This window comes from Streptomyces sp. NPDC014991, from assembly GCF_043080665.1.
Taxonomy (GTDB): domain Bacteria; phylum Actinomycetota; class Actinomycetes; order Streptomycetales; family Streptomycetaceae; genus Streptomyces.
Genome location: NZ_JBIBVY010000002.1, coordinates 392,075 through 406,560, shown reverse-complemented (window position 1 = coordinate 406,560; position 14,486 = coordinate 392,075). Strand labels below are relative to the sequence as shown.

Genomic DNA, 14,486 nt, shown 5'->3' with positions numbered 1-14,486 from the left:
GACGTCCCGGTGCGGCCCGGATGCGGTCCCCCCGCTACCGGGAGCTCAGCTGCCCCGTGTCAGCTGCCTCCCCCGCATCCGCCCCCACCGCCGCACGACGAACCTCCGCCGCACGACGAACCGCCGCCGCAGGAGGAGTGGCCACCGCCGCAGGAGTGGCCTCCGTGGTGGCCTCCGTGGTGGCCGTCTCCCCCGGACGACGCGCCCAGCCCGCCGGCCCACCAGCTGCCGCCGTCGGACGACGACGATGACGAGCGGGACGGCCGGCCGCGCCCGCCGCCCTTGCCGAGCGACAGCCCGGACTGCCGGTTCCGGCGGTTGCGGCCCGCCACCCGCGCGCTGATCAGCACTGCCGCCACCACCAGGATGATGCCGATGACCATGGCGTCACCCTCCTTCCGTTCCCCCGAAGCGGCCCCCCGTGGGCGCCTCGCCGTTGCCGCGCCTGGCGCGGTGACCGGGAGATGCCCAGCCGGATCCGCGCGCAAAGCAGAGTTGAGGAAGTCCAGAGCTTGGGCGGAGGATGACCGTCATGACCTCCAGCGCACGCCCCCACCTCAACCGCCGGCTCGCCGCGTTCGGGACGACGATCTTCGCCGAGATGTCGGCGCTCGCCGTGGCGACCGGGGCGATCAACCTGGGCCAGGGTTTCCCGGACACGGACGGGCCCGAGGAGGTCCGGGAGGCCGCCGTACGGGCGCTGCGCGACGGCCGCGGCAACCAGTACCCGCCGGGCCCGGGCGTCCCCGAACTGCGCTCCGCGGTCGCCGCGCACCAGCAGCACCGGTACGGCCTGTCCTGGGACCCCGACACCGAGGTGCTGGTCACGGCGGGCGCGACGGAGGCGATCGCGGCGGCGCTGCTGGCGCTGGTGGAGCCCGGGGACGAGGTCGTGGCCCTGGAGCCGTACTACGACTCGTACGCGGCGAGCATCGCGATGGCCGGCGGCACGCGGGTGCCGGTCACCCTGAGGCCGCAGGGGGGACGCTTCCGGCTCGATCTGGACGAGCTGCGCGCGGCCGTCACCGGCCGCACCCGGCTGCTGCTGCTCAACACCCCGCACAACCCGACCGGCACGGTTCTCACCCGCGCGGAACTCGCCGCGATCGCCGAGCTGGCGGTGGAGCGGGATCTGCTGGTGGTGACCGACGAGGTGTACGAGCACCTGGTCTTCGACGGCGCCGAGCACCTGCCGCTCGCCGGGTTCCCCGGGATGCGCGAGCGCACGGTGAGCATCGGCTCGGCCGGCAAGACGTTCTCGTTCACCGGCTGGAAGGTCGGCTGGGTGACGGGGTCGCCGGAGCTGGTCGGCGCGGTCCGCGCGGTGAAGCAGTACCTGACGTACGTCGCCTCGGGGCCCTTCCAGTACGCGGTCGCCGAGGCCCTCGCCCTGCCCGACTCCTACTTCGAGGAGTACCGCCGGAGCATGCTGGCCCGCCGGGACATCCTGGCGGAGGGGCTGGCGGCGGCGGGCTTCGAGGTGTTCCGGCCGGCCGGCACCTACTTCGTCACCACCGACATCCGCCCCCTCGGCGAGAAGGACGGGTTCGCCTTCTGCCGCGCCCTGCCCGAGCGCGCGGGCGTCGTGGCCGTACCCAACGCGGTCTTCTACGACGACCGGGAGGCCGGGGCGCCCTTCGTGCGGTTCGCGTTCTGCAAGCGGGAAGAGGTGCTGCGAGAAGCGGCACAGCGGCTGCGGGCCATGTGAGCGCGGTCCGGGGGCCGCCGCCCCCGGACCTCGCGGACCGGGTTACTCCCCGTCGTCCTCGGGCTTCTCCGCCTCGTCGACCTCCTGCTCCAGGCCGAGCTGCTCGACCAGCCACTTGTCGAACTCGATCGCGGCCCGCACCCAGCTGACCGTGGAGGAGACGAAGTGGTTGATGTCGACGCCCGTGCCGATCAGCATCTGGGCCTCGCCGATCAGGCGGACGGTGCCGTCGTCGTGGGTGTGGGTGTACACCTTGGGCCACAGGGTGCGGCGGTTCCAGTCGTCGATGGACTCCAGCAGCTGCGGCTTCTCGTCGATCGGGTGGGGACGGTCGTAGAACGTCCGCACCGAGAAGATCGCCTGTTCGGCCTCTCCGCGGAACATGAAGTAGGTGCGGAACTGCTCCCACGGCGCCGCGAGGTCACCCTCCTCGTCGACGACGTACTTCAGCTCCATCTGCTCGAGAAGCTGCTTCACCAGGTCCTGATCCGGGAGGACGGGGCCCGCCGGTCCTTGGGGCTGCGGTTCGGGCTGGCCCCCGAAATTAGGAATCGAGGACGGGTCGATGCTCACCGTGTTTTTCCCTTCATGCGGATGCCGCCATCCTCCCCCATGCGGGGAGGGGGGTGGCAAGCCCTGACGGGGCCTGTCAGCCCGTGGCGGACATGATCCGGCAGGGGATGCCGTGGGCGGTGACGCGGGGGTGCGCCCGTACGCCTGTCCGAGTGAACCCCGGGCGCCCGCCGAAACGCGAAGGTCCCCTCTCCCGGCGGGTCCGGGACAGGGGACCGTACACATGTTCTACAGGGTCTTGCCGGTGGCGGGGCCGACCAGCAGGCCGTCCCCGGAGCGGTCCACGCGGACCGTGTCGCCGTCCTTGACCTCGCCGGACAGGATCTCCCGGGCGAGCCGGTCCCCGATCGCGGTCTGCACCAGGCGGCGCAGCGGGCGGGCGCCGTACGCCGGGTCCAGGCCCTCCTCCGCCAGCCAGGCCAGCGCCGGCGGAGTGATCTCCAGCGTGAGCCGGCGTTCGGCGAGCCGCCTGGCCAGCCGCTCGATCTGCAACCGGGCGATCCGCTCCAGTTCGGGCTTGGTCAGCGCCGAGAAGACCACCAGGTCGTCCAGCCGGTTGAGGAACTCCGGCTTGAAGGAGCTCCGGACGACCTCCAGCACCTGCTCCTTCTTCTCCGTCTCGCTGCGCAGCGGGTCGACCAGGAACTGGCTGCCCAGGTTGGAGGTGAGCACCAGGATGGTGTTGCGGAAGTCGACCGTGCGCCCCTGACCGTCCGTCAGTCGCCCGTCGTCCAGCACCTGGAGCAGGATGTCGAAGACCTCGGGGTGGGCCTTCTCCACCTCGTCCAGCAGGACGACGCTGTACGGGCGCCGCCGGACCGCCTCGGTGAGCTGGCCGCCCTCCTCGTAGCCGACGTACCCGGGGGGCGCGCCGACGAGCCGGGCCACGCTGTGCTTCTCGCCGTACTCCGACATGTCGATGCGGACCATCGCCCGCTCGTCGTCGAAGAGGAAGTCCGCGAGCGCCTTGGCGAGTTCGGTCTTGCCGACTCCGGTCGGGCCGAGGAAGAGGAAGGACCCGGTGGGCCGGTCGGGGTCGGCGATCCCGGCCCGCGAGCGCCGTACGGCGTCGCTCACGGCCCGTACGGCCTCGCCCTGGCCGATGAGCCGCCTGCCCAGCTCCTCCTCCATGCGCAGCAGCTTCTGCGTCTCGCCCTCCAGCAGGCGGCCGGCGGGGATGCCGGTCCAGGCGGCGACGACGTCGGCGATGTCGTCGGAGCCGACCTCCTCCTTGACCATGGTGTCCCTCGTGACCTCCTCCTCGGCCTGGGAGGCGGCTTCCAGCTCCTTCTCCAGCTGCGGGATCTCGCCGTAGAGCAGCTTGGCGGCGGTGTCGAAGTCGCCGTCGCGCTGGGCACGTTCGGCCTGCCCGCGCACGTCGTCCAGGCGTTCCTTCAGCTCACCGACCCGGTTGAGGGACTGCTTCTCCTTCTCCCAGCGGGCGGTGAGACCGCGCAGCTCCTCCTCCTTGTCGGCGAGATCGCGGCGCAGCTTCTCCAGGCGGGCCACGGAGGCCGGGTCGGTCTCCTTGGCGATCGCCAGTTCCTCCATCTTCAGCCGGTCGACGGCGCGCTGGAGTTCGTCGATCTCGACGGGTGAGGAGTCGATCTCCATGCGCAGCCGGGAGGCGGCCTCGTCCACCAGGTCGATGGCCTTGTCCGGCAGGAAGCGGGAGGTGATGTAGCGGTCGGAGAGGGTGGCGGCGGCCACCAGCGCGCTGTCCGCGATCTGCACCTTGTGGTGGGCCTCGTACCGGCCCTTGAGGCCGCGCAGGATCGCGATGGTGTCCTCGACGCTCGGCTCGGCGACCAGGACCTGCTGGAAGCGGCGCTCCAGGGCGGGGTCCTTCTCGATCCGCTCCCGGTACTCGTCCAGGGTGGTGGCGCCCACCATCCGCAGCTCGCCGCGGGCCAGCATGGGCTTGAGCATGTTGCCCGCGTCCATGGCCGAGTCCCCGCCGGCGCCGGCGCCGACGACGGTGTGCAGCTCGTCGATGAAGGTGATGACCTGCCCGTCGGAGTCCTTGATCTCGGCGAGGACGGCCTTGAGCCGCTCCTCGAACTCGCCGCGGTACTTGGCGCCGGCCACCATGGCACCGAGGTCCAGTGCGACCAGCCGCTTGTCCTTCAGCGACTCGGGCACGTCGCCCTTCACGATCCGCTGGGCGAGCCCCTCGACCACGGCGGTCTTGCCGACGCCCGGCTCGCCGATGAGCACGGGGTTGTTCTTGGTCCTGCGGCTGAGCACCTGCACGACCCGCCGGATCTCCTGGTCCCGTCCGATGACCGGGTCCAGCCGGCCCTCACGGGCGGCGGCGGTGAAGTCGGTGCCGAACTTCTCCAGGGCCTTGTACTGGCCCTCCGGGTCGGCGGTGGTCACGCGGCGTCCTCCCCTGGCCTTCTTGAAGGCCTCTAGCAGTTTCCTGGCGTCGGCGCCCTGCTGCTTGAGCACGTCACCGGCGGCGCCGCCCTGCGCGGCGATGCCGATGAGCAGGTGCTCGGTGGACAGGTACTCGTCACCGAGCGCCCGGGCGCGTTCGCCGGCGTCGGCGATCGCGGCCAGCAGCTCACGGTTGGGCTGCGGCGGCGCGACGGTGGACCCGGTCACGCTGGGCAGGCCGGCGAGGACGCGCTCCGCGCCGGAGCGTACGGCGGCCTGGTCGGCCTCCACGGCCGCGAGCAGGTCGGTGATGTTCTCGTTCTCCTGCCCCTGGAGCAGAGCCAGCAGCAGGTGGGCAGGGGTGAGGTCCGGGTGTCCCTCGGTCACTGCGCGGCTGCTCGCCGCGTTGATCGCGTCCCGGCTCCTGTTGGTCAGCTCGGCGTCCACGTGTCCGTTCTCCTCCTCGGCGGTCGTCGCGGCGGCCGCCTCTCCCAGTTCGGCGGTCCTGCCTCAACCAACGTACACAAAGTTGAGTCTATTTCACTCAAGGCAGGAGGTGTACCCGGGTCGGCTAGGTTTCCCGCATGGCCTCGTACTCCGTAGACCCGGCTTCCCCCGACGAGCCGTACCTCGCCTTCTGGCGGGAACGGCATCTGTGCACGCTGACGACCCTGCGGCCGGACGGCAGCCCGCACGTCGTACCGGTCGGGGTGACGTACGACCCGGAGGCGCGGCTGGCCCGGGTGATCACGAACGGGTCGAGCACGAAGGTGGCGCACGTGCTCGCCGCCGGGGCCGACGGGGCGCGGGTGGCGGTGTGCCAGGTGGACGGCCGGCGCTGGGCCACGCTGGAGGGGCGCGCGCGCGTGCGCACCGAGCCGGAGCGGGTCGGGGAGGCGGAGCGGCGGTACGCCGAGCGGTACCGGCGGACGCCGGGCCCGAACCCGTCCCGGGTGGTCATCGAGATCGAGGTCGAGCGGGCACTGGGGCGCGGTTGAGGAACGGCCGGTTCCGGCCACCGTCGAGGTGGGCCCATACCCGGAAATGTCCCCGGAAACTACAGCGGCGTCACCGTGTTCAGGTCACGGTGACGCCGCTGCGGGGGGAAGCGCCTGAGCGATCTTTTACGACGGGGGAATCGCGTCAGGCACTGCGGGGGGTGGCCGAGATGGTCCTCAGGTCGGTCTCCGCCGGCTCGCACAGCCGGTGGTCCCGCTGGTCCAGGTTGACAAAGATCATTCCGTATCGGATGGCGCATCGCACCGGCTGCGGCGCACCACGCGGCTTGCGCAGACACCGGTACGCCCGCACGTCTCCGTCGTCGTCCCGCGTGACGACGACCGGCTCGCCGAACACGGGCACCATCAGCGAGTCACCACTGTGGGGGATGGCGGTGACCAGGTCGATGAAGTGCCAGCCGGAGCGGTAGGCGGTGGCCATCTCGCGACGGAAGGAGCGGTCGTCTGGCGGGGTCGTCACGTCAGCTCCTCACAGCATCCGTGTGAATCACCGGCCAACTGGTATCACTGGCGACCACGGTAGTCGTGGCCACCGACGGCCAGCTGGTGTCCGCTCGAGCGTCGCTCTTCTCACCGGTGAGGCCGCCCAGCGCTCCCGCGGCCGCCACAACGGAGAAGGCGGCGACAAGTATCGAGCGAAGCAGTCTCTTACCCATAGTCGGCTTCGTCCTCACTTGAAGGTCCCCTCTTCCCCCGTCGGGTACGACGATGGCTCATTCGGGCACGTCGTGGCCACATAATCAATGCATCATGTTCCTGCATGTTCAGGACCCTGGGGGGTGGAGATTTGGCAACGAATCAGACTAAAGCTACACATCCCCATGCTGTGACGGAGATGTGCGAGCAAGGGGGCCGTCTCTACGCCGATGCACTGCGTGCCGGACGGATCGCCCGCGCCGAGGCGGAATCCGCCCCGTGCCTGCTGGAGTTCGCCCTCCTGCACCCCGACCCCGACGATCCGGAATGGCTTCGTCCGGTACCCGCGCCCGTGGCGCTGGCCCAGCGGCTCAGCCCCCTGGAGCGCGAGATCACCGAGCGCCGGCGGCTGTCGATCCAACTGGCCGACGTCTTCGAGCCGTTCATGGCACTCAGCAGCCACATGACCGCGACCACCGATTCAATCACGGTGCTGGAGGGCGGGGAGCGCATCAACGCGGCGCTGAACCTGGCCACGACCCAGTGCCAGGGCGAGGTGCTCACGGTCCAGCCGAGCAACCGCTATTCCGAGCGCAGCCTCCTGCGGGGACTGGAACGCGACCGGCCGCTCATCGAACGTGGTGTGAAGATCCGGACGCTGTATCAGCACACCGCGCGGTACAACCCCGAGAAGCTCGCCTACGTCGCCCAGCTCACCAACGGCAAGGCGGAGTACCGCACCATCGACGAACTGGTGGAGCGCCTCATCATCTGCGACGAGACCGTCGCCTTCATCCCCACGCGGGACGACCAGCAGGTCGCCCTCGAACTGCGCCACCCGGGCCTCGTCCGCTACCTGATCAAAGTGTTCGAGTTCATGTGGGACCGGGCGGTCCCGCTCAGCGCCGGCGCCCCCTACGAGACCGCCGCCGACGGCATCACCAACATCCAGCACTCCATCGCCAAACTCCTCGTGGAGGGCCACGTGGACGAGGCCATCGCCCGCCGCCTCGGCATGAACGTCCGCACCTGCCGGGCCCACATCGCCAAACTGGCGCAGGCCCTCGGCAGCGGCAGCCGCGCCCAGCTCGGCTACCTCATCGCCCAGTCGGGCATCCTCGACCGGGACCAGTGAGGCCGCCTGCCCCGGACCCGCCCGCAAGCGCCGTCCGCTGCCTCAGCGCGCCCCCGGGGGCTCCCGGTCGGACCCGGTGAGGGCGGTGGTCGGGGCGGGGCGCTGGAGCCCGTCCAGGCCCGCCTGGGCGATGCGCACGCCGAGCTGGGTACGGCTCGCCGCGCCCAGCGTCTCCGACAGCCGGGCGATATGGGCCCGGCAGGTGCGCACGCTGATGCCGAGCCGCTCGGCGATGACCGCGTCCTGGTGACCCTCGGCGAGCAGCGCCGCGATGGACTGCTCGCGGTGCGAGATGCCCTCGATCCCCGTGTCGGGCAGCGGGGCGGTGAGCGGGATCGCCAGCCGCCACAGGCGCTCGAAGACGGTCACGAAGTATTCGACCAGGGCCGGGTGGCGCAGCTCCAGGGCCATCGTGCGGTCGGTGTTGGCGGGGATGAAGGCCACCGTGCGATCGAAGAGGATCAGCCGGTCGATGACCTCGTCCAGGGTGCGGGCCTCGACCGTGTCACCCATCAGCTCCAGGTAGTTGAGCAGGCCCTGGCCGTGCCGGGCCACGTGCGTGTAGAGGTCCCGCATGCGCACGCCCCGGCCGCGCAGGGCCAGCGCCCGGTGCAGGCCCTCGGTCAGCTCGGCCTCGCGCCGGATGCCGCCCGGCTGCACGGTGAGCACCTCGGTGGTGCACGCCTCGGTGGCCTCGTCCATCGCGGCCTGGATACGGGCGAGACCGTCCAGCACGCGGATGGCGCTGCCCTCGGCGGACGCCGTCAGGGGCTGCGGCTGCCGTCCCAGGCCCGCGTACCACTCGAAGGCGGCCACCGCCGAGCCCACCCGCCGCTGGCTGGCGCTGACCTCGTCGTAGACCCCGCGCAGCAGCCGGGTCATGACCTCCTGCGGGGAGGTCGGCACCAGCCAGTCCATGTCGTCGGGGTCCGGGTGCAGCAGGGCCAGTTCCAGCAGGCAGGGCACCGGTCCGGCGTCCGTGCGGGGCACCCGTCCCCGGCGTACGGCCCGGGAATACACCCGATCCCCGGCCTCGCACAGCCGGTCGGCACCGTGAGGATGTTCCTCCGTCCCGTGCCCGGCCATCGCCCATTCCACCCCCGGTGTGCTGCCCTTCCGCAGCGCAACTATGCGCGGCGCCGACCGGGTCCGCAACACGGCTCCCCGGACACCGGCCGCCGGATTCCACCACTGTGCCCGGGTTCGGCCCGTGCTCCGCTCCCCGTCCTGCAACAAGCTGATGGTGCGCGCGGCGCTCCGGGGCCGTCGCCCGGGAGCGGTGGCATGCCGGTGAGCCGCACGGCCGGGGGCCGTACGGCTCGGGGCCGTTGCCGTTACTTCAGGCCGATCGCCGCGCAGGCCGCCTTGTACCTGGCGGTGCAGATGTCGTCGACGCTGTAGATGCCGTCCTCGATGACGGTGTCCTTGACGGTCTTCCTGGTCAGCGCGCTCACCTGGACCAGCCTGGACGGGATGCCCTTGGCGGTGGGGCTGTCCACCCGGTCCTGGGTCAGGGCGTCGAACTGGATGTCCTTGCCCTGGATCTTGGTGACGGCGATCTGCGCGGCGGTCGCGGCCTCGTCCGGGTAGGACTTGTAGACGCTCATGTACTGCTCGCCGCTCACCACCCGCTGGACGCCGTCCAGTTCGGCGTCCTGGCCGGTGATCGGGGGCAGTGCGGTGACGCCGGCCGCCTTCAGGGCCTTGATGACACCGCCCGCCATGCCGTCGTTGGCGGAGTAGACCCCGGCGATGTTGCTCTTGCCGATCTTCGCGATCGCCTGGGCCATGTTGGTCTCGGCGTTCTCCGGCTTCCAGCCCGTGGTGTCGAAGCTCGCCGCGATGTCCACCTTGCCGTTCAGCTCGGAGAGCGCGCCCTCCTTGAACTGCTTGGCGTTCGGGTCGGTGGGCGAGCCGTTCATCATGACGATCTTGTCGGAGGTGTCGACGCCCGATCCCAGCGCCTCCAGCAGGGTGCGGCCCTGCACCTCGCCGACGAGTTCGTTGTCGAAGGAGACGTAGGCGTCGATCGGGCCCTCGGCGAGGCGGTCGTAGGCGATGACGGGGATGCCCGCGTCCTTGGCCTTCTTCACCCCCGGGGCGATGACGTGCGCGTCCACGGCGTCGAGCAGGATGACGTCGACCTTGTCGTCGATCAGGTTCTGGAGCTGCTCGGCCTGGCGGGTGGCGCTGGCGTCCGCGTTGGCGTACTTCACCTTGCCCTGCTTCTTGGTGAGTTCGGCCACCTTGTCCTTGATGATGGGGTAGTCGAACTTCTCGTAGCGGGTGTTGGCCTTCTCGGGGAGCAGCAGGCCCACGGTGATGTCGTTGCCCTTGGTCGGGCTCGCGCTCGCTCCGTCCCCCGTCGCGTTCAGCACGCCACAGCCGGCGAGCGAGAGGGTCATCGTGGACGCGGCCACGGATATGGCGATACGGCGCATGCGAGGGCTCACTTCAGGTGCGTTCCGGACGTGGGTGCTGCAATACGACCCAGGTGTCTGAAAAGACAACGCGGAGGCCCCACCCGCCGTCAAGAAGAATCACTTAACGAGTGCGCAACGCCACGCACAGCTGCCTCTGTGGAGGTTCCGCGAAACCCCCTTCAAATACCCTTTACGGACCCTTCATCCAAAGGCAGTTCACGCGTCGGCAAAGTTCCGTACAACCCGCCCGGTTCGCCACGCCCCGTGATCGCGCGCCGCCGGGCGACACATCGACTCGATCAGAGGAGCGAACAAACTCAGCCAGATCCAGGCCGTCACGAGCGGAGGCGCCGACGCCCCGGGCACGCCCGAGGGGCCGGCGGGATCGCTCCCGCCGGCCCCTCGGGGCACCGCTCGGTCCTGTTCAGTCCTGCTGCTGCCGCTTGGGCCGCCACACCACCAGCGCGCTGGTCTGCTGGACCTCCTGGTACGGCACCAGGTCGCGCCGGTAGGAGGCGTGCACGGCGGCCTCACGCTGCCGCATCGCCGTCGCCGCGCCGTCCAGGGCCGACTCCAGCTCCGCGACACGGGACTGGAGCGCGGCGACCTGGTTCTCCAGTTCGATGATGCGCTTGATGCCGGCCAGGTTGATGCCCTCGTCCTGCGACAACTGCTGCACCTGGCGGAGCAGTTCGATGTCACGGGCCGAGTAGCGCCGGCCCCGGCCCGCGGTGCGGTCCGGGGAGACCAGCCCCAGGCGGTCGTACTGGCGCAGCGTCTGCGGGTGGAGTCCGGAGAGCTGGGCCGCCACCGAGATGACGTAGACCGGGGTCTCCTCGGTCAGTTCATACGGGTTGCGCCGACGGCCGTCCATCACTCTCAAGCTCCCTTCGCGGCCTCGAACAGCTCCGCCCGCGGGTCCTCACCCGCGGTCGCCTCGCGATACGCCTCCAGTGCGTCACGAGCCTTCCCCGACAGGTCCTGCGGAACACTCACCTCGACGGTGACCAACAGGTCGCCGCGGGTGCCGTCCTTGCGGACCGCGCCCTTGCCCCGCGCCCGCATCGTACGGCCGTTCGGCGTGCCGGGGGGCAGCTTCAGGGTGACGGCCGGGCCGCCCAGGGTCGGCACCCGCACCTCACCGCCGAGGGCCGCCTCGGCGAACGTCACCGGCACGGTGACGGTGAGGTTGTCGCCCTTGCGCCCGAACACCGGGTGCTCGCCGACGTGCACGGCCACGTACAGGTCGCCCGCCGGTCCGCCCCGCTCGCCGGGCGCGCCCTTGCCGCGCAGCCGGATGCGCTGCCCGTCGGTGACGCCCGCCGGAATACGGACCTGCATCGTGCGGGAGGACTTCGCGCGCCCGCTGCCCCTGCACTCCATGCAGGGGTGCTCGGCGATCAGGCCGCGGCCCTTGCAGTCGGGGCAGGGGTCGGTGAGCGAGAAGCCGCCGCCCGAGCCCCGGGCGACCTGCCCGGTGCCGACGCAGGTCGGGCACACGCGCGGTGTGCCGTTCTTGTCGCCGGTGCCCGAACAGGCCTTGCAGGGCGCCTGGGAGGACATCCTGAGGGGCACCGTGGCGCCCTCGATGGCCTCCGTGAAGCTCAGCGTGACCTCGGACTCGACGTCCTGGCCGCGCCGGGGCTGGGTACGGGTGGTGCCCCCGGCGCCGCCGCGGTTGAACAGGCCCCCGAAGACGTCACCGATGCCGCCGCTGAAGCCTCCGGCCTGGGTGGTGCCCCCTCCGCCGAAGAGGTCGCCCAGGTCGAAGTTGAAGGAGCCGCCGGCCGCGCCCGGCCCGGGGCGGAAGCCTCCGTTGCCGAACAGGGCGCGTGCCTCGTCGTACTCCTTGCGCTTCTTGGGGTCGCCGAGGATGTCGTTCGCCTCGGAGATCTCCTTGAAGCGCTCCTCCGCCTTGGCGTTGCCCTTGTTGGCGTCCGGGTGGAACTCGCGGGCGAGCTTGCGGTACGCCTTCTTGATCTCGGCCTCGGTGGCGTCCTTGGGGACGCCGAGGACCTTGTAGTAGTCCTTCTCGATGAAGTCCTTGGTGCTCATCCTCGACGTCCCTCCTTCCCCCGGGTCCTCACGTCAGCCCTCTTCCGGGCCACCGCTCTCCTTGTCGTCGGCCGCCGGGGCCTCCTCGGCGTCCTCCGCCTTGACGGTCTGCGCGCCGGGCTGCGGCTCGGCGACGGCCACCCGCGCGGGGCGGATGGTGCGCTCGCCGATGCGGTACCCCGGCTGGAGGATCGCCACGCAGGTCGTCTCGGTGACGTCCGGTGCGTAGGAGTGCATCAGGGCCTCGTGGATCGTCGGGTCGAAGGGCTCGCCCTCCTTGCCGAACTGCTGCAGGCCCATCTTGGCCGCGACGGTCTCCAGCGACTCGGCCACCGACTTGAAGCCGCCGACCAGTTCGCCGTGTTCCCGCGCGCGGCCGATGTCGTCGAGCACGGGCAGGAGCTCGGTCAGGAGGTTCGCGATGGCGATCTCCTTGACCGCGGCCCGGTCCCGGTCGACGCGGCGGCGGTAGTTCTGGTACTCGGCCTGGAGGCGCTGGAGGTCGGCCGTGCGCTCGCCGAGCGCCGTACGCACCTGGTCCAGCTGGGCCACCAGGCCCGGGTCTGCACTTACGTCCCCGGCCGGGGCCGCCCCCTCGTCGGAAGCGGCCTTCGGCTCGGCGTCGTCGGGGGTGGCGCCGGAGGGGACGTCGGGCTTCTCCTCGAAACCCGGGGTCTCCTCCGTCACGCGGCACCGTCCTTGCGCTCGTCGTCCACGATCTCGGCGTCGACGACGTCGTCGTCGGCCTTGGCCTCACCGGCGCCGGCGGACGCGCCACCGGCGGCCTGTGCGCCCTGGGCGTCGGCGTACAGCGCCTGGCCCAGCTTCTGCGAGACGGCGGCGACCTTCTCCGTGGCGGAGCGGATCTCGCCGGTGTCCTCGCCCTTGAGGGCTTCCTTCAGCTCGCCGACCGCGGCCTCGACCTCGGTCCTGATCTCGCCGGGAACCTTGTCCTCGTTGTCCTTGAGGAACTTCTCGGTCTGGTAGACGAGCTGCTCGCCCTGGTTGCGGGTCTCGGCGGCCTCGCGGCGCTTGTGGTCCTCCTCCGCGTAGCGCTCGGCCTCCTCGCGCATGCGGTCCACCTCGTCCTTCGGGAGCGAGGAGCCGCCGGTGACGGTCATCTTCTGCTCCTTGCCGGTGCCGAGGTCCTTCGCCGTGACGTGCATGATGCCGTTGGCGTCGATGTCGAAGGAGACCTCGATCTGCGGGACGCCACGCGGCGCCGGCGGCAGACCGGTCAGCTCGAACATGCCGAGCTTCTTGTTGTAGGCCGCGATCTCGCGCTCGCCCTGGTAGACCTGGATCTGCACCGACGGCTGGTTGTCCTCGGCCGTCGTGAAGATCTCCGAGCGCTTGGTCGGGATCGTGGTGTTGCGCTCGATCAGCTTGGTCATGATGCCGCCCTTGGTCTCGATACCGAGGGACAGCGGGGTGACGTCGAGCAGCAGGACGTCCTTGACCTCGCCCTTGAGGACACCGGCCTGGAGCGAGGCGCCGATGGCGACGACCTCGTCCGGGTTCACGCCCTTGTTGGCCTCCTTGCCGCCGGTCAGCTCCCTGACGAGCTCGGCGACGGCGGGCATACGGGTGGAACCGCCGACGAGGACGACGTGGTCGATCTCGCCGAGCTGGATGCCGGCGTCCTTGATGACGTTGTGGAACGGCGTCTTGCAGCGCTCCAGCAGGTCGGCGGTCAGCTGCTGGAACTGGGCGCGGGTGAGCTTCTCGTCCAGGTGCAGCGGGCCCTCGGCCGACGCGGTGATGTACGGCAGGTTGATCGAGGTCTCGGTGGAGGAGGAGAGCTCGATCTTGGCCTTCTCCGCGGCCTCACGCAGACGCTGGAGAGCCATCTTGTCCTTGGACAGGTCCACGCCGTGGCCGGACTGGAACTGCTTGACCAGGTAGTCGACGACACGCTGGTCCCAGTCGTCACCGCCGAGGTGGTTGTCACCGTTGGTGGCCTTCACCTCGACGACGCCGTCGCCGATCTCCAGCAGGGACACGTCGAAGGTGCCGCCACCGAGGTCGAAGACGAGGATCGTCTGGTCGTCCTTGTCGAGGCCGTACGCCAGCGCCGCCGCGGTCGGCTCGTTGACGATACGCAGGACGTTCAGGCCGGCGATCTCACCGGCCTCCTTCGTGGCCTGACGCTCGGAGTCGTTGAAGTAGGCCGGGACGGTGATGACCGCGTCCGTGACCTTCTCGCCCAGGTAGGACTCGGCGTCGCGCTTCAGCTTCTGAAGGATGAACGCGGAGATCTGCTGCGGGTTGAAGTCCTTGCCGTCGAGCTGGATCTTCCAGTCGGTGCCCATGTGGCGCTTCACCGAGCGGATGGTCCGGTCCACGTTCGTGACCGCCTGGCGCTTGGCGACCTCGCCGACGAGCACCTCACCGTTCTTGGCGAAGGCGACGACGGACGGCGTGGTCCTGGCGCCCTCGGCGTTGGTGATGACGGTGGGCTCGCCGCCCTCCAGAACGCTGACGACGGAGTTAGTCGTGCCCAGGTCGATGCCGACCGCACGTGCCATGGTTGATTCCTCCAGCTGACTTGAGTGGAA

General features: G+C 70.5%; 13 protein-coding genes. 3 read left to right on the top strand and 10 right to left on the bottom strand.

Going from position 1 to position 14,486, the window contains the following annotated elements:
* Window positions 1-59: 59 nt before the first annotated feature.
* Complete coding sequence (locus ACF1BE_RS05880) at window positions 60-383, bottom strand: hypothetical protein (RefSeq protein ID WP_392197711.1); 324 nt, start codon at window positions 381-383, stop codon at window positions 60-62.
* A 140-nt stretch (window positions 384-523) separates the two neighbouring features.
* On the opposite strand from ACF1BE_RS05880, the gene ACF1BE_RS05875 reads away from it, so the two are divergent.
* Window positions 524-1,708, top strand: a complete 1,185-nt coding sequence (locus tag ACF1BE_RS05875; RefSeq protein ID WP_392197710.1) for a pyridoxal phosphate-dependent aminotransferase — start codon at window positions 524-526, stop codon at window positions 1,706-1,708.
* Window positions 1,709-1,750: 42 nt separating this feature from the next.
* Here ACF1BE_RS05875 and ACF1BE_RS05870 read toward each other — a convergent pair whose 3' ends face one another.
* Both ACF1BE_RS05870 and clpB read right to left on the bottom strand, forming a co-directional pair.
* Window positions 1,751-2,281, bottom strand: coding sequence for a YbjN domain-containing protein (locus tag ACF1BE_RS05870; protein WP_121787725.1), 531 nt, complete (start codon window positions 2,279-2,281; stop codon window positions 1,751-1,753).
* Between the two features lie 228 nt (window positions 2,282-2,509).
* Window positions 2,510-5,107, bottom strand: a complete 2,598-nt coding sequence (gene clpB / locus ACF1BE_RS05865) for an ATP-dependent chaperone ClpB (protein ID WP_392197709.1) — start codon at window positions 5,105-5,107, stop codon at window positions 2,510-2,512.
* A gap of 137 nt (window positions 5,108-5,244) precedes the next feature.
* Between clpB and ACF1BE_RS05860 the strand changes: the two genes are divergently transcribed.
* Window positions 5,245-5,658: a pyridoxamine 5'-phosphate oxidase family protein gene (locus ACF1BE_RS05860; RefSeq protein WP_392197708.1), complete on the top strand. Its 414-nt coding sequence runs from the start codon at window positions 5,245-5,247 to the stop codon at window positions 5,656-5,658.
* Between the two features lie 145 nt (window positions 5,659-5,803).
* On the opposite strand, the gene ACF1BE_RS05855 is transcribed toward ACF1BE_RS05860, so the two are convergent.
* Window positions 5,804-6,139: a hypothetical protein gene (locus tag ACF1BE_RS05855; protein ID WP_392197707.1), complete on the bottom strand. Its 336-nt coding sequence runs from the start codon at window positions 6,137-6,139 to the stop codon at window positions 5,804-5,806.
* Window positions 6,140-6,439: 300 nt separating this feature from the next.
* Here ACF1BE_RS05855 and ACF1BE_RS05850 point away from each other — a divergent pair, with 300 nt between their 5' ends.
* On the top strand, window positions 6,440-7,450 hold the full coding sequence (locus ACF1BE_RS05850) for a helix-turn-helix transcriptional regulator (RefSeq protein ID WP_392197706.1): 1,011 nt from the start codon (window positions 6,440-6,442) through the stop codon (window positions 7,448-7,450).
* A 42-nt stretch (window positions 7,451-7,492) separates the two neighbouring features.
* Here ACF1BE_RS05850 and ACF1BE_RS05845 read toward each other — a convergent pair whose 3' ends face one another.
* The 6 genes from ACF1BE_RS05845 to dnaK all read right to left on the bottom strand — a co-directional run bounded on the left by ACF1BE_RS05845 (window position 7,493) and on the right by dnaK (window position 14,456).
* Window positions 7,493-8,536 (bottom strand): LuxR C-terminal-related transcriptional regulator, encoded by a 1,044-nt coding sequence (locus ACF1BE_RS05845; RefSeq protein WP_392197705.1) that lies wholly within the window; start codon window positions 8,534-8,536, stop codon window positions 7,493-7,495.
* A 248-nt stretch (window positions 8,537-8,784) separates the two neighbouring features.
* Complete coding sequence (locus ACF1BE_RS05840; RefSeq protein ID WP_392197704.1) at window positions 8,785-9,891, bottom strand: sugar ABC transporter substrate-binding protein; 1,107 nt, start codon at window positions 9,889-9,891, stop codon at window positions 8,785-8,787.
* Window positions 9,892-10,297: 406 nt separating this feature from the next.
* Window positions 10,298-10,747, bottom strand: a complete 450-nt coding sequence (locus tag ACF1BE_RS05835) for a heat shock protein transcriptional repressor HspR (RefSeq protein WP_361998776.1) — start codon at window positions 10,745-10,747, stop codon at window positions 10,298-10,300.
* Window positions 10,748-10,752: 5 nt separating this feature from the next.
* Window positions 10,753-11,928 carry a molecular chaperone DnaJ gene (dnaJ, locus tag ACF1BE_RS05830; protein WP_392197703.1) on the bottom strand — a complete coding sequence of 392 codons (1,176 nt, stop codon included), beginning with the start codon at window positions 11,926-11,928 and terminating at the stop codon, window positions 10,753-10,755.
* 33 nt (window positions 11,929-11,961) lie between these two features.
* A complete protein-coding gene (grpE, locus tag ACF1BE_RS05825; protein WP_392197702.1) occupies window positions 11,962-12,615 on the bottom strand; it encodes a nucleotide exchange factor GrpE in 654 nt (217 codons plus the stop codon).
* A complete protein-coding gene (gene dnaK, locus ACF1BE_RS05820) occupies window positions 12,612-14,456 on the bottom strand; it encodes a molecular chaperone DnaK (protein ID WP_392197701.1) in 1,845 nt (614 codons plus the stop codon). The genes grpE and dnaK overlap by 4 nt, the downstream gene beginning before the upstream one ends.
* Window positions 14,457-14,486: the final 30 nt, after the last annotated feature.

Bases quoted from the DNA above. Each gene is read 5' to 3' on its own strand.
- ACF1BE_RS05880 (WP_392197711.1), bottom strand. From the start codon at position 383: ATGGTCATCGGCATCATCCTGGTGGTGGCGGCAGTGCTGATCAGCGCG.
- ACF1BE_RS05875 (WP_392197710.1), top strand. From the start codon at position 524: ATGACCGTCATGACCTCCAGCGCACGCCCCCACCTCAACCGCCGGCTC.
- ACF1BE_RS05860 (WP_392197708.1), top strand. From the start codon at position 5,245: ATGGCCTCGTACTCCGTAGACCCGGCTTCCCCCGACGAGCCGTACCTC.
- ACF1BE_RS05850 (WP_392197706.1), top strand. From the start codon at position 6,440: ATGTTCAGGACCCTGGGGGGTGGAGATTTGGCAACGAATCAGACTAAA.
- ACF1BE_RS05845 (WP_392197705.1), bottom strand. From the start codon at position 8,536: ATGGCCGGGCACGGGACGGAGGAACATCCTCACGGTGCCGACCGGCTG.
- ACF1BE_RS05840 (WP_392197704.1), bottom strand. From the start codon at position 9,891: ATGCGCCGTATCGCCATATCCGTGGCCGCGTCCACGATGACCCTCTCG.
- ACF1BE_RS05835 (WP_361998776.1), bottom strand. From the start codon at position 10,747: ATGGACGGCCGTCGGCGCAACCCGTATGAACTGACCGAGGAGACCCCG.
- dnaJ (WP_392197703.1), bottom strand. From the start codon at position 11,928: ATGAGCACCAAGGACTTCATCGAGAAGGACTACTACAAGGTCCTCGGC.
- dnaK (WP_392197701.1), bottom strand. From the start codon at position 14,456: ATGGCACGTGCGGTCGGCATCGACCTGGGCACGACTAACTCCGTCGTC.